Source organism: Kribbella sp. NPDC050241, assembly GCF_044459685.1.
In the GTDB taxonomy this organism is placed as follows: Bacteria; Actinomycetota; Actinomycetes; order Propionibacteriales; family Kribbellaceae; genus Kribbella.
Window position 1 is genome coordinate 171,411 of sequence record NZ_JBITJE010000011.1, and the last position, 13,236, is coordinate 184,646.

A 13,236-nucleotide genomic window follows, 5' to 3' on the forward strand; every position below is an offset into this window, starting at 1 on the left:
GACCTTCGGCCCTACTGCCGGGCTCCGCATCCGCCGATGGTTGATGGGTGAACGAGAACTGCATCTCGTCTGCTGTCTGGAGACCGTGATGACCACCACCCAGTTCGACCAGTCCCGCCTCGAGATTCTGAGTCCGCCGGAGTGTTTGCGACTGCTCGGCTCGGTTCCGCTCGGCAGGCTGGTCTACACGCTCGGTGGTCTCCCGGCGATCAGGCTGGTCAACTTCGTGCTGGACGACGACACCGTCGTTGTGAACACCGGACCGGGGCAGAAGCTCCGCGCGGCCGAGCGCGGTGATGTGGTGGCCTTCGAGGCCGACGATGTCGATCTCGATCGACAGCTCGGCTGGACCGTCACAGCCATCGGCCACCTGTCCGTGGTCTCGGCGGATGAGGCAGACTCGCTGCGCCGTTCGCTCCCGCTGCACTCCTGGCTCCCGATGGACGATCCGCAACTGATCCGTCTGGGGATCGAATCGGTGCACGGACGACGGCTGCTCCCGTGGGCCCGGCGTCCACACGCCGGCGCCTCGTAGACCCCGACTCTGGTTCACATCATCAACGACTTTCCGTAGTCTGAGGCCGTGCCTGAGGGTTCGCGTGCGGAGCGGGGACGCTGGGACGAGGGGGCGCTGGAGTTCGCCGGACTCTCCCGGGTGCGTCTCGACGCGCTTCTGCAGGAACTGCTCGGCCGGGTCGACGAGATCATGGACTCCCAGGAGCGACTCCGTGCGCTCCTCGACGCGGTCGTCGGGATCGGCGCCGACCTCGATCTGAACAGCACCCTCGACCGGATCGTCACCGCCGCCTGCGAGCTGGCCGATTCCCGGTACGGCGCACTCGGTGTCGTCGGCCCGGACGGCAAACGGCTCGTCCGGTTCATCACCCACGGTGTCACCGACGAGGAGATCGCGGCCATCGGCCCGTACCCCGAGGGGCACGGGATCCTCGGCCTGCTGATCGACGACCCCGAGCCCATTCGGCTGACCGATCTTGCCGAGCATCCGCGGTCGTACGGATTCCCGGCGAACCACCCTCCGATGAAGTCCTTCCTCGGCGTACCGATCCGGACCAGGGAGCACGCGTACGGCAACCTGTACCTGACCGAGAAGACCGGTGGCGCCGACTTCACCGAGGACGACGAGCGCACCGTGACCGCACTCGCGGCCGCGGCCGGCGTCGTCATCGACAACGCCAGGCTGTACGCCGACACCGAGCAGCGTCGGCGGTGGCACGAGGTCACCGCCGAGATCACCCAGTTGATGCTCGGCGATTTCGATCCCGACCAGGCACTCCTCCTGATCGCGCAGCGGTCACGCGAGGTATCCGGCGCACAGGTCGCGGCAATCCTGCTGGCCGAGGACTCGGAGTTGGTCGTCAGTGCAGTCGACGGTCCGCCTGAGTTCGGTCACTTCCTCGGACGTCGCATCCCGGCCGACCTGCCTCTGCTCGGTCGCGCGATAGCCGGTGGCGAACAGGTCGTGATCGAGGACCTGGCCCGGCTCCTCAAGGATGCGGGAGTGCTGACCGAGTTCCCGGAGGGCACCAACCTCGGCCGTACGACGATGGTGCCACTGCCGGCCGGCAGTACCGGCACCGGCGGACTCCTCGTGGTCGCCGCGGAGCAGGGCGCGAACAGCCGGGTCTCCGAGGGAGCCGACCTGATCCGGATGTTCGCCGGCCAGGCCACCCTGGCCCTGGAACGTGCCCAGGCACAGCGCGACCGGGACATGATTCTCGTGCTGGAAGACCGCGATCGGATCGCGAGGGACCTGCACGACCTGGTGATCCAGCGACTCTTCGCGACCGGGCTGCAGCTCCAGGGCATGCACCGGCTGGCTCGTCCCGAGCATCAGCAGCGGCTCAGCCGAGCGGTCGACGACATCGACACGACCATCCACGACCTCCGGGCCGCGATCTTCGAGCTCCAGCAGACGCCCGACAGCAGCTCGCTCCGCGGAGATGTCCAGGCGCTGGTCACGGAGTACGCCGAGCCGCTCGGGTTCCGGGCCCGACTGATCTGCACCGGCCCGATCGACACCGTCGTACCGACCACCGTCCGGCCACAGATCCTCGCAACCGTGCGGGAGTCGCTGTCCAACGTCGTCCGTCACGCGGAGGCCTCCCAGGTCACCGTGGAGTTGTCGGTCGACTCCGCGCAGGTCGTCGCCAGGATCTCCGACGATGGCGTCGGCATCGGGCCGCGCCGTCGCTCCAGCGGGCTGCGCAACCTCACTGAACGAGCCCAGGCGCTTGGCGGAGGCGTTCAGGTCACCGAGAACCAGCCCCACGGGACCATCGTGGAATTCACGGCACCGATCACCGGCAACTGATGGCCGAACGGCCTCCCCGAGTCAGGACTCTTGCCCGCAGCGGGACCGTACTCCCACCGGCCACGCTGAAGGAGAACCAGTGGGAGGAGATTCCAGTGTCTGACCAGCAGCTGTCGGCGGAACACATCGACGTCCTGCTCGCGGCGGCCGTCGCCGCACCGAGCATGCACAACACCCAGCCTTGGCGGTTCGAGGTGGGAGGGCACGTCATCGACCTGTTCCTCGACGGCTCGCGCACGCTGCCGGCGGAGGACCCGACGGGCCGGGCCATGCGTATCGCGGCCGGCGCGGCAACCTTCAACCTGCGCTGCGCCGCCGAGTCGCTCGGCTACGGCACCTGGCTCGGCCTGGCGCCGTACCCGGAGGAACCCGACCTGCTGGCGCGGATCGTCGTCGAACCCACCAGCAGGCCGGACGACGAGCGGCGCGACCTCGCGCAGCAGATCCCGAGGCGCCACACCGATCGCAACCCGTCCGCCGCGCAGCCGCTGCCGGAGGGCATCAAGGTCGCTCTGTTGCAGGCCGCGTACGCCGAAGGGGCCGAACTGACGTGGCTCGGCGAACCCGAAGTCCGCGCGGTACTCGACATGGTCGTCGACACCGATCTCCGCGAAGTCCACGACTGGCATCGCCGCGCCGAACGCGCGCACTGGGTCGGCGGTGACCGCACCACCGAAGGCATCCCGAGCACGGCGCTCGGGCCACGGTCCGCCGGCTACCCGGCAGCCGTTCGGGACATGGCTACCCGACCGGTCGACCGGATGCGCTCGGAGACGACTTTCGAGGAGCACCCGGACCTGGCCATCCTGTCCACGGAAAGCGACCAGCCCGCGGACCAGGTCGCGGCAGGGCTGGCCCTCGAACGAGTGCTGCTGACCGCGACCCGTGAAGGCGTCAGCGCATCGTTCCTGAACCAGCCACTGGAGTTCGACGACCTGCGCCGCGCGGTGCAGCGACTGACTCAGCGGCCGGGACACGCGCACATGATCATCCGCTTCGCCCACAGCCGGCCCGGCAACGGAACCGGCCGGCGGCCGGTCTCGGAGTTCCTTCGCACCAAGGAGGAGTCATGACCAGCTCGTTGCCGCAGGAGCCGCGCGTCCGCTGACCACTCTGACGAGTCGTCGGCGCGCATCCGAGAACGCTGACAGGGCCGTCGGCACCGCACGCGTGGGACCTTCGCCCCTTCGCTCGTAGTGCCTCGTCCCGGCATCGTGGTCGCATGGTTGAGAAGAGAGTTGTCGTCGGCATCGACGGTGCGGGCGTCAGCGAGAGCGCGATCCGCTGGGGCGCGGTCGAAGCGGCGGCCCGGGGTGTCGGTCTGCATCTTGTCCATGCGTTTGTGTGGGCGGAGTTCCGGGTGCCGCTGGGCCCAAGCGATGTCGCCCCGGGGCTCCGCGCCGCCGCCGACAAGATCGTTGCCGAGGCGCTGGACCTGGCGCGCACGTTCGAGCCTCGCGTATCCGTCACGGCCGGCAGGGTCGACGGCTTCCCCTCGCCCGTGCTGCTGGCGGAATCCCGGAACGCCGAGCTGATCGTGATCGGCAGCCGCGACGCCGGCCGGACGCTCGGACTGCTGGTCGGCTCCACCGGACTGGAGCTCGCTGCCCACGCGCACTGCCCGGTGATCGTCGTACGGCCCGCAGAAGACGCAGTGGTCGGCAACCGCGTGGTGATCGGGTACGACGGCTCTCCCGCCGCAGACGCCGCCGTGGACTTCGGCCTGCAGTACGCCGATCGCCACGGACTCGTCGCCCGGATCGTCACGGTTCTCCCGGAGGGAGAGGATGACGTCGCGTCGCCCCTGCGGACTCTGCAGGGCATGCGGACGGCTGAGGTCGTCCAGGTGACCGGCCACCCGGCCGAGTTGCTGCTCGAGTGGTCCGCCGACGCGCAGCTCTTGGTCGTCGGGTCCCGCGGTCGCGGCGGTTTCGCGAGTCTTCTGCTCGGCTCGGTGAGCCAGACCGTGCTGCACCAGGCCCCATGCCCGGTTGCCGTCATACCCACCCCGGCACTCGACAGCCATCGGACCCGCTGACCCAGGTCGTTCGGCACTGACCCGGTCGTTCGGTTGCTGATGTCCTGGAGATGACCCGAAGGAGGTCTCGATGTCCAAGAAGGTAGTGGTTGCCTACGCCACCAAGATGGGTGCGACCGCGGGCATCGCCGAGGCGATCGGCACCGAACTGCGGGCGCACGGCCACCAGGTCGACGTCCTCGACGTCACGTCCGTCCCTACCGTCAAGCCGTACGACGTCGTGGTCCTCGGCAGCGCCATCTACATCCGACGCTGGCGGCGCGAGGCGGTGCGGTTCTTGCGAAGGAACCGCGATGAGCTCCGCGAGCGGCAGGTCTGGCTCTTCCACAGCGGCCCGGTTGGTCCAGACAAGGATCAGGCTCAGGAGATGCCTCCGGCCGTCCGACGACTCGCTCGTGAGATCGGAGCCACTCCCGCGATGACCTTCGCCGGCCGACTCGAACCCGCCACCGCCAAGGGCTTCCTCGCCCGCCGCCTTGCCGCCGGCAACATGGCCGCCGACTCCCGCGACTGGGACAAGATCCGCACCTGGTCCGCCGGCATCGGCGCCGCCATCTCCACCACCCACACAGGACCAGGCACCGCCCCACGTTCCCAGCCTGGTCCTGGCAGGTGATTGTCGCTACGACTTGCGCTGGTTCTTCGCGTGTTCGATGGCGAAGACGGCGGCTTCGGTGCGGCGTTCTACGTTGAGTTTGCGGAGGAGGGAGGAGACGTAGTTCTTGACCGTCTTTTCGGCCAGGTAGAGCGATTGCGCGATCTGGCGGTTGGTCTTGCCGACGGCGATCTCGGCAAGGATCTTGCGCTCCTGCTCGGTGAGCGCGGCGTACCGGGGATCCTCCTCCACCACCGGGTGCCGCAGACGCTCCAGGACCTTCTGGGTCATGGCGGGGTCGAGCAAGGACTCTCCCGCGGCCAAGCGGCGGATCGCCCCAACGAGGTCGCTGGCGTGTACCTGCTTCAGCAGGTACCCGGCGGCCCCGGCCATGATCGCCGTGAACAGGGCCTCGTCGTCGGAGTACGACGTGAGCATCAGGCAAGCCGGCGGGTTCTCCATCGTGGAGCGGATCTCGCGGCAGACGGAGACGCCGTCGCCGTCGGGCAGCCGGACGTCCAGGAGGGCGACATCCGGCCGAACGGCGGGGATGCGCGCGAGCGCCTCCGCGGCGGTCGAAGCGTCACCTACCACCTCGATGTCCGGCTCGTCCTCGAGCAACTGGTGCAGCCCCAGCCGGACCACCTCGTGGTCGTCCAGCAGAAAGACCCTGATCGTCATCTGAGCTCCTTCGGATTCACCCGCCGTCCGCTCCGGTCGGCGAGCTCGCCTCCAGCATCCACCCCCGCCACGCCATGTAGCAGGGGCAACTGTCCCGCCCCGCCCAGGACTTTTGACCTGCACAGTCGAGGCGAGAAGACGACCGCCGGCCTGCGGCCTCAGGTCCTCGTCCTCTGCAGCTCTCGCCACCCGCCTGGTTGCCTGGAAGGGCAGAACAAAAGGGAGGCGGAGTCCGATGGACATCGGGTCGCAGAACGTGCAGGTGCCAGGTGACCTCGGCACTCGAGTCAAGCATCGTCGGCTCGAGTTGGGGCTGAGTACGGCGGAGGTCGCCGAGCGCACCGGTATGGGCACGCGCCGTATCGAGCGCATCGAAACACGGCCGGTAGCGCTGACCGGTGGTGAGCTCCTCAGGTTGTCGCGCGCACTCGACACCACCATCAGCGGATTGTTCGCACCGTACCGGAGCCGGTCGGCGCGACGAGCGGTCCTGACGCCGGAGCCCGAGCTGGAACCGATGCGCCGGGACGAGTGCATGAAACTGATCGAGGCCGGCGTCGTCGGACGGATCGCGTTCAACCGGGCCGACGACCTCCTCGTGATCCCCGTCAACTACTGCTACGTGAACGAGCTGATCGTCTTCCGCACAGCCGCCGACAGCGCGGTCGCTCAGTACGACCTCGCGCCCATCGCGTTCGAGATCGACGCCGTCGACGAGAGTCTTCGGGACGGCTGGAGCGTGCTGGTGAATGGCACGGTCCGGCCGGCCACCAGCCAGGAGATCGAGGTCGCCCTCGGCCGTGTCGAGCCCTGGGCCGGCGGCACCCGCGAGACCTACATCGCCATCGAGCCCCGCCGCATCTCCGGCCGCCGCATCCGCTCTTGGTGATCACATAGCCAAAGGGCTCACCGGAGACCGGTGAGCCCTTCACTTCTGTGATCAGAGATCCAGCTTGTGTTCGCGAAGCCGCGCCCGGGCGTCGTCGAACTCCTCACCGGCTCATGCCGCGGTCGCCGAGCCGGCGTGCAGACGGCCGAGCTCTTCGCCCCAGCGGCGCGCGCGTTCGATCTCGACCTCGCGGATCGGTCCGGTCGACTCGTCCACGAAGAAGCTCGCAGACCCGAGGAGTACTCGGAAGCCCAACCGGCGCAGCACCTTGGCAGCCGATCTCGCGGCCGAGCCGGGGAGCCGGCGGACCTTGGCGATGCGTGTGTCGAAGGTTGCGACGTCGACCTGGGCGCGACGGCGCCCTGGGGTGGACGTCGTGTCCGCGGTCAGCATGTCCAGCCACTCGCGGATTCCGGTCTCTGTCGGCATCACTACGGTGTGCTGGTTCCTGGCCTCCTGACGTGTGGACGCGCGGCTCATCGAGAACGCATGTGTCGGTCCGCCGACGACGAGCAGCCGCACGTCACCGGGGATCACCGTCGGCGCCCGGTAAGCCGGCACCATCTCGGTGGGAATGCTCTGCCGCAGACCCGCGCAGATCGCGGACGCGATCCGCGCGGTGTTGCCGTACATGGACTCGTAAACGACGAGTGCACGTGTGATGTCGGACATGATCGACCTCCTACGGTGTCAGTACGTCGGAACGACCAGCTCGCCGCGCCGGGCGTCGCGGAGCTGCGCTGATCCTTTCGTGATCGGTGGCAGTCACGTGGTGCGGCACGATCGCGACCGGGCAGGTCATCGCGGCCACCGAGCGGCGTGCCACCGGGTCGACCGGCAACGCGCCGGTGTGTGAGCCGACCACGACCAGGCCGACCTCACTGCTCTCGTGCACCAGCGCTGCGGCCGGTTGGCGGCTGCTCAGGAACCGGGTCACTCTCACGTTCGGGAACCTGCCCGTCCACGGAGCGAGGGTTTCGGACAACAGGTGGTCAGCACGGCTGATCCACGAGTGGTCCGGATCCTCGTCGTTCCACGCGTGCTCGGCGGGCAGACCGGCGTGGACGACGGTCAGGTCGCCCTCCCGCCCGGCCGCGGTGCCGAACGCGAACTCCAGTGCCTCGGCGGACAGCGCCGTACCGTCGATGCCGACGGCAACCTTGCGATCCATCAGGCACGGCTTCCACGACGCCGGTACGACGACCACCGGGCAGCCGGCGCGGCTCGCCAGCGTGAGGTTGGTGTGGGCATGCATGAGCCGCTGCGGACCACGACTGCGTGATCGGCCGACCACCAGCATCCTCGCCTTCCGTGCGGCATGTGCGAGGACCCGGACCCGCGAACCCTCACCGGCAACGGCGGCCAGTTCAGTTGCATAGCCGTCCCGATGCCGCACGTGTGCGACAGCCGCTCGCAACGCGTCGTCTGCGCGCTCGGCCGGCGCCTTCGGTGAATACCCCGGCATCATCGGCGAGACCGAGGCGTGCGCCGAGTACGGCGCGACCAGCACGAGCTCAGCACCACACCGCAGTGCCTCCGCGGACGCGTAGTCCACGATCCGCAGATACTCTGCGCTGCCGTCGACTTCGACCACAACCGGGCCGGTCCTGTTCCAGGTACTCATTTCGCCTACCTCTCTGTCACTACAGGAACTACGACCAACGAGCAGGGGGTGTAGGGCAGGACGACTAAAGCGTCGCGGGCATTGTGGCTACCGCAGCCATGGGTAGCGGCGGACGATGTCGAGCTTGCCCCACCAACCGCCCAAGCCCCACACATTGCCAGCAGCAACGAGCGCGAGAACGACGAGCGTGATAGCACCCAGGATGTGCTCATCCAGCACCGGGTTGTTGTCCGGCGGCAGATTCGCCGACCACATCATCAGATACAACAGCCCACCGCTGACAGCCGCGATCCGCATCCCGATACCCAACGTCAGCGCCAGACCGATACCGGCCAGCGCGACCATGAACAACGGAGTCACCCACCAATCACCGACCAGAGACTGGTAGAAGTCCGCCAACGGGCCACTGGTGCCCTTACCCAAGAAACCCGCGGTCGGGTCGCCACCGTCGACCCAGCCCTTACCGGCCGGAGTGGCGTAGCCGAGCCCGAACAGCTTGTCGAAGAACGGCCACAAGAAGGTCAGGCCGAAGGCAATCCGAAGTACGGCGAGCGCACGGCCCGCAGCTGTGGTGACGATCAGGTGGCGATCGCCGTCGGTCTCCATTGCGGGAGCCGGTAGGTCGTGTCGGTGCGGCGTGGTGGTCATCGTCGTTCCTTTCACTCGATTCGACACCTTGATCGTCTGCCCGCTCCCCCACGCCGGTCAGGGCCGTCGCACCTCACCGTCGCGAGCCGAAAGTCCCTCCAGGCCGGGACCCTTGCCGCTGGCAACCGCTCCGCACCGTCCACACCCTGAGAGAACACGAGACTTGGGCCGGAACGGACACGAGATGAACGCGACAACCACCCTGACCAAGGACGAGGTGGCCATCCTGCTCACTGCAGCGATGCACGCCCCGTCCATCCACAACACGCAGCCGTGGCGGTTCGAGATCCACGGTCCGGTGGTTGACGTGCTGCTCGATCGGAACCGCACGCTGCCCGTCGCGGATCCGGCAGGTCGTGCGGCGCGGATCGGGATCGGCGCCGCCGTCCTCAACCTGCGGATCGCAGCGGCGATGCTCGGCCACGAATCGCAGCTCGCACCTGACCCCGACCCCCACCACCCGGACGTGGTGGCGCGGATCTTCCTGGCCGACCGCAAGACCCCAGTACCAGAACTGGGCCGTCTGTACGGCGAACTGCGTCGCAGGCACACGTATCGCGGGCCGATGCTCGATCAGGTCATCGCACCGCGCGTGCTGGCACGACTCGACGACGCCGCTCAAGCCGAGCGCGCGACTCTGCGCTGGCTCGACCCAGACGAGACATCCCGGCTCGGCGAGTTGCTCCGGCGCGTCGATGACACAGAGCTGCACGACGAGGACCGCCTGCACGAGCGGCTCCGGTGGATCGGTGGAGACAGACCATCCGACGGCGTCCAGGAGAGCGCGCTCGGCCCCTTGCCGACTCGGCCGGCGTTCGTCCGCGACCTCTCCGCGGGCTTCGACAGTACGCACCGCAGTCAGGCCGTCTTCGAGCAACGGCCCGGCCTCGCCGTCCTGTGCACGCCGCAAGAAGACGCGGCCGCCTGGCTGCGAGCCGGCATGGCCCTCGAACGCGTGCTGCTCGTCGCGACCTCCTACGACCTCGCCGTGTCATTTCTCCATCAACTGCTCGAGCACAACACGGCGCGGGCCGCGGTGCGCGAGCTCGTCGGCGGCGGCTCATGGCCGCAGATGGTGATGCGCATCGGCTACCCGGCTCACGCCGGGCACAGCACCTCGCGCCGAGACTGGCGCGAGTCCTTCGACCAGTGGTTCTGACAACCGGACCCCCGGGTCGAATCGTGCATGATGCATGATTACAGTGCCACCCTGCCGAACGCTGGCTACAAGTCGCTAGGAGACTCGAACATCACACACCGCTTCGTCCGAGCGGCCGGTTCAGTGCTGAAGGACTCCGGCTCTAGGTGGTGTGCTGATGACGATGGGCGGGAAGGTCAGCGGCCGGGCCTCGACCACGTAGAGCTGACTCGATACCCCGTCCTTGGCCCAATCGAGCTCCATCCGCCGCTTGCAGCGCGCGTCGGCAAGGACCGACCACTGCGCGAGGACCTGCAACTCGCCGTCGGACAGAACCAGCCCGCTCCGCTCCTTCGGTGTGGTCGGAACCAGCCGCGTCGCCCGGCGTCCGGCGTACACGGTCTTCGTTCGCTTGGCGCCGCGGTGCCTGATGATCATCGGATGGCTGCCCGGATAGATCGAGAACTGGTCGGGATCGTCGGCGGCCGGCTCCCCCAGGCCCCAGGCCGCGCTGACCCGGACCAACGAGCTCTCGCCGTGGACCGTGCCCGAGCCGCCGCGGTCCGAGCGCACCATCAGCTGGACCGTGACCGGCATGGCCGCAGTCAGGTGGTCGGGTCCGCAGAGCTCGCGGTTGCCGACGGCCGCAGCACTGAAGAGATCCGCGAAGCATCGCCGGCACGCGGCGAGCACATCGGTCCCGGTGTTCAGATGAAGGAAGAGCTCGTCTCGTGCCCCGTCCTGCGGGGTGATCGGGCTGCACCGGACGGCGACCTCGGTGCCGTCGCCACCCAGTTCCTCGTAGGCGGCGAGAATGTCGTCGGCCAAGGCCGGCGGCAACGACGTGGCACCGAAGGCAGTGCGGATCGCGGCCGCAACCACCCTCAGATCCCGCCCCGCCCGGTACCTGCGGATCTCACGCGCGATCACCGGCCCGAGCCGCCCCTCGCGCACGAACTCCTCGTACGCCGCCGCGGTCACCACGAAGCCGGCCGGAACCCGGATGCCATCCCGTGACAGCTCCGCCAGCCGAGCACTCTTCACACCGACCACAGCAGGGTCGGTCGCGGCGTCGTCCTGAAGACGAACGATCCTGTCGGTGCCCATCTGCTACCGCCTCCCCCTCGACTTTCTCGAACCGGTCACTTACCTCTGCTTCCACACTGGTTGAGGCGCCGCATTGTGTTCAGAGCCGAAAGTCCCGTCGTTCGTGACAACTCAGCCCGGACGTACCAGCCCGTGGTTCGTGGGGTCGGTGTTTGAACCTTGTGAGTGGATGAGGAAGGCTGGGGTCCGGAGCGCCGGGAAGTCTGGTCGGCAGTGCCCGTCCCTGTTCGGGGTGCGGGCTGGACGTCGACCCTGGAGGCTGTGTGACGCTCGCCGATCGCTGTCAGAAGCCCGTGAGAGCCGATCGAGACACATGTGGCTGCGGCGTAGGCTGCGAGTGTGCACGGAGAGCAGATGGCCGAGGAGTTCCCGGTGGTCAGCCTGGACTCGGAGGCGCGCGCAGCGGTGCAGTTACTTGCGGCGCGACGCTTGCCCGGTCTGATCGTGGTCCGCGAGGATGGCACGCCGTACTCCGTGCTGCCTGCGTCGCAGGTCGTTCGGTTCCTGGTGCCGAGCTACGTCCAGGACGATCCGTCGCTGGCTCGGGTGATCGACGAACCGTTGGCCGACAGGGTCGCGGACAAGTTGTCCGGCGTGCCTGTGCGCAAACTGCTGCCGTCGGAGCCGGCCGAGCTGCCCGTGGTCAACCACGACGACACGGTGCTGGAGATCGCGGCCACCATGGCCCGCCTGCGCTGTCCGCTGGTCGCCGTGGTGAAGGACCGGGAGATCATCGGCGCGATCACCGCGTCCCGGTTGCTCGAACTGGTCGTGCCCAAGGACTGATCTCGTCCGCTGCCGCGGCGCTGTTGCGTAGCGTCGCCGGAGTTGTGGCATGACGGCGATCGCCGTCGTCGTCTTCGCTCTGGCCTATGTCCTGATCGCCACCGAGTGGACGCACAAGCTGCTGGCGGCGCTCGGTGGCGCGGCAGTCCTGCTCGCGCTCGGGGTGACCGACTCCGAGCACGCCTTCTACTCCCCTGACACGGGCGTCGACTGGGACGTCATCTTCTTGCTGTTCGGGATGATGGTGATCGTCGGCGTGCTGCGCCGGACCGGCGTGTTCGAGTACGTCGCAATCTGGGCGGCCAAGCGGGCCAACGGCTCTCCTCTCCGGGTGATGATCCTGCTGACGCTGATCACCGCCGGCGCGTCGGCATTCCTGGACAATGTGACGACCGTGTTGCTGATCGCACCGGTCACCCTGCTGGTCTGCGAGCGGCTGGGGATCAACCCGGTGCCGTTCCTGATCGCTGAGGTGATGGCGTCGAACATCGGGGGCGCGGCCACCCTGATCGGTGATCCGCCGAACATCATCATCGCCAGCCGGTCCGGACTGACCTTCAACGACTTCCTGATGCACCTGACGCCGCTGGTGGTGATCGAGCTCGTGGTGTTCACGCTCGTCCTGCCCAGGATCTTCCGCGGGTCGTTCGCAGTCGACCCGGCCCGTGTCGAGGACGTGATGCGGCTGAACGAGCGGGAGGCGATCGCGGACAAGGTGCTGCTGATCAAATGCGGCGCGGTTCTGGTGCTCGTCTTCACCGGCTTCATCGGCCGGTCACTGTTCGGCATCGCACCGTCGGTGGTCGCGCTGCTCGGCGCGGGCCTGCTGGTGCTGATCTCAGGCGTGAAGACCAAGGACTACATGGGCAGCGTGGAGTGGCAGACGCTGCTGTTCTTCGCCGGGCTGTTCGTGATGGTCGGTGCGCTGGTCAAGACCGGTGTGATCGGCAGGCTGGCGGACGCGGTCGGGGCGGCGACCGAGGGCCGGGCGTTGCTGGCGACGATGCTGATCCTGGTCGTCTCAGCCGTCTTGTCCGGGATCGTGGACAACATCCCCTATGTCGCCACGATGAGTCCCGTGGTGCTCGAACTCACCAAGACCGTCGCTGATCCGTCCCAGGCCCACGCGTTGTGGTGGGCGCTGGCCATCGGCGCGGACTTCGGCGGCAACGCCACGGCGATCGGCGCCAGTGCCAACGTGGTCGTCATCGGGCTCGCGCTGCGAGCCGGGTACCCGATCAGCTTCTGGGACTTCACCCGCAAGGGCGTAGTGATCACCGCGATCACCATCGCAGTTGCCGCGCCGTACCTCTGGCTGCGGTACTTCGCGTTCAGCTGAGAAGTCACGCACAACCCCGTGGTTCGGGATGAAAGCGAACTGAAAGCGAGGTCGGGAAG

General features: G+C 68.0%; 14 protein-coding genes. 9 read left to right on the plus strand and 5 right to left on the minus strand.

Going from position 1 to position 13,236, the window contains the following annotated elements; translation table 11 throughout:
- The first annotated feature begins 88 nt into the window (after positions 1-88).
- The 5 genes from ACIBG5_RS36260 (at position 89) to ACIBG5_RS36280 (ending at position 4,986) form a co-directional block, all read left to right on the plus strand.
- Entirely contained in the window at positions 89-535 is a 447-nt protein-coding gene (locus tag ACIBG5_RS36260; protein WP_396396156.1) for a pyridoxamine 5'-phosphate oxidase family protein, read from the plus strand.
- Positions 536-583: 48 nt separating this feature from the next.
- Positions 584-2,332, plus strand: coding sequence for a GAF domain-containing protein (locus ACIBG5_RS36265; protein ID WP_396396157.1), 1,749 nt, complete (start codon positions 584-586; stop codon positions 2,330-2,332).
- A gap of 95 nt (positions 2,333-2,427) precedes the next feature.
- Entirely contained in the window at positions 2,428-3,405 is a 978-nt protein-coding gene (locus ACIBG5_RS36270) for an Acg family FMN-binding oxidoreductase (RefSeq protein ID WP_396396159.1), read from the plus strand.
- A gap of 149 nt (positions 3,406-3,554) precedes the next feature.
- Positions 3,555-4,370, plus strand: coding sequence for a universal stress protein (locus tag ACIBG5_RS36275; protein WP_396396161.1), 816 nt, complete (start codon positions 3,555-3,557; stop codon positions 4,368-4,370).
- Positions 4,371-4,440: 70 nt separating this feature from the next.
- Complete coding sequence (locus ACIBG5_RS36280; protein WP_396396163.1) at positions 4,441-4,986, plus strand: flavodoxin domain-containing protein; 546 nt, start codon at positions 4,441-4,443, stop codon at positions 4,984-4,986.
- Between the two features lie 6 nt (positions 4,987-4,992).
- Here the strand turns inward: ACIBG5_RS36280 and ACIBG5_RS36285 are convergent, their stop codons facing one another.
- Positions 4,993-5,646 (minus strand): response regulator, encoded by a 654-nt coding sequence (locus ACIBG5_RS36285; protein ID WP_396396165.1) that lies wholly within the window; start codon positions 5,644-5,646, stop codon positions 4,993-4,995.
- A 235-nt stretch (positions 5,647-5,881) separates the two neighbouring features.
- Between ACIBG5_RS36285 and ACIBG5_RS36290 the strand changes: the two genes are divergently transcribed.
- A complete protein-coding gene (locus tag ACIBG5_RS36290; protein WP_396396167.1) occupies positions 5,882-6,535 on the plus strand; it encodes a helix-turn-helix domain-containing protein in 654 nt (217 codons plus the stop codon).
- Positions 6,536-6,646: 111 nt separating this feature from the next.
- Here the strand turns inward: ACIBG5_RS36290 and ACIBG5_RS36295 are convergent, their stop codons facing one another.
- The 3 genes from ACIBG5_RS36295 to ACIBG5_RS36305 all read right to left on the minus strand — a co-directional run bounded on the left by ACIBG5_RS36295 (position 6,647) and on the right by ACIBG5_RS36305 (position 8,807).
- A complete protein-coding gene (locus ACIBG5_RS36295) occupies positions 6,647-7,207 on the minus strand; it encodes a flavodoxin family protein (RefSeq protein WP_396396169.1) in 561 nt (186 codons plus the stop codon).
- Positions 7,208-7,217: 10 nt separating this feature from the next.
- Positions 7,218-8,159 (minus strand): universal stress protein, encoded by a 942-nt coding sequence (locus tag ACIBG5_RS36300; RefSeq protein ID WP_396396171.1) that lies wholly within the window; start codon positions 8,157-8,159, stop codon positions 7,218-7,220.
- An 87-nt stretch (positions 8,160-8,246) separates the two neighbouring features.
- On the minus strand, positions 8,247-8,807 hold the full coding sequence (locus ACIBG5_RS36305) for a hypothetical protein (RefSeq protein ID WP_396396172.1): 561 nt from the start codon (positions 8,805-8,807) through the stop codon (positions 8,247-8,249).
- Between the two features lie 184 nt (positions 8,808-8,991).
- Here ACIBG5_RS36305 and ACIBG5_RS36310 point away from each other — a divergent pair, with 184 nt between their 5' ends.
- Positions 8,992-9,966, plus strand: coding sequence for an Acg family FMN-binding oxidoreductase (locus ACIBG5_RS36310; RefSeq protein ID WP_396396175.1), 975 nt, complete (start codon positions 8,992-8,994; stop codon positions 9,964-9,966).
- A 120-nt stretch (positions 9,967-10,086) separates the two neighbouring features.
- Here ACIBG5_RS36310 and ACIBG5_RS36315 read toward each other — a convergent pair whose 3' ends face one another.
- Entirely contained in the window at positions 10,087-11,052 is a 966-nt protein-coding gene (locus tag ACIBG5_RS36315) for a PEP/pyruvate-binding domain-containing protein (protein ID WP_396396177.1), read from the minus strand.
- Positions 11,053-11,391: 339 nt separating this feature from the next.
- Between ACIBG5_RS36315 and ACIBG5_RS36320 the strand changes: the two genes are divergently transcribed.
- A complete protein-coding gene (locus ACIBG5_RS36320; RefSeq protein WP_396396178.1) occupies positions 11,392-11,838 on the plus strand; it encodes a CBS domain-containing protein in 447 nt (148 codons plus the stop codon).
- A 49-nt stretch (positions 11,839-11,887) separates the two neighbouring features.
- Positions 11,888-13,177, plus strand: coding sequence for an SLC13 family permease (locus ACIBG5_RS36325; protein ID WP_396396180.1), 1,290 nt, complete (start codon positions 11,888-11,890; stop codon positions 13,175-13,177).
- The last annotated feature ends 59 nt before the right edge of the window (positions 13,178-13,236 follow it).

Coding starts and splice junctions, on each gene's coding strand:
- ACIBG5_RS36260 (WP_396396156.1), top strand. CDS start 89: ATGACCACCACCCAGTTCGACCAGTCCCGCCTCGAGATTCTGAGTCCG.
- ACIBG5_RS36275 (WP_396396161.1), top strand. CDS start 3,555: ATGGTTGAGAAGAGAGTTGTCGTCGGCATCGACGGTGCGGGCGTCAGC.
- ACIBG5_RS36280 (WP_396396163.1), top strand. CDS start 4,441: ATGTCCAAGAAGGTAGTGGTTGCCTACGCCACCAAGATGGGTGCGACC.
- ACIBG5_RS36285 (WP_396396165.1), bottom strand. CDS start 5,646: ATGACGATCAGGGTCTTTCTGCTGGACGACCACGAGGTGGTCCGGCTG.
- ACIBG5_RS36290 (WP_396396167.1), top strand. CDS start 5,882: ATGGACATCGGGTCGCAGAACGTGCAGGTGCCAGGTGACCTCGGCACT.
- ACIBG5_RS36295 (WP_396396169.1), bottom strand. CDS start 7,207: ATGTCCGACATCACACGTGCACTCGTCGTTTACGAGTCCATGTACGGC.
- ACIBG5_RS36300 (WP_396396171.1), bottom strand. CDS start 8,159: ATGAGTACCTGGAACAGGACCGGCCCGGTTGTGGTCGAAGTCGACGGC.
- ACIBG5_RS36305 (WP_396396172.1), bottom strand. CDS start 8,807: ATGACCACCACGCCGCACCGACACGACCTACCGGCTCCCGCAATGGAG.
- ACIBG5_RS36310 (WP_396396175.1), top strand. CDS start 8,992: ATGAACGCGACAACCACCCTGACCAAGGACGAGGTGGCCATCCTGCTC.
- ACIBG5_RS36315 (WP_396396177.1), bottom strand. CDS start 11,052: ATGGGCACCGACAGGATCGTTCGTCTTCAGGACGACGCCGCGACCGAC.
- ACIBG5_RS36325 (WP_396396180.1), top strand. CDS start 11,888: ATGACGGCGATCGCCGTCGTCGTCTTCGCTCTGGCCTATGTCCTGATC.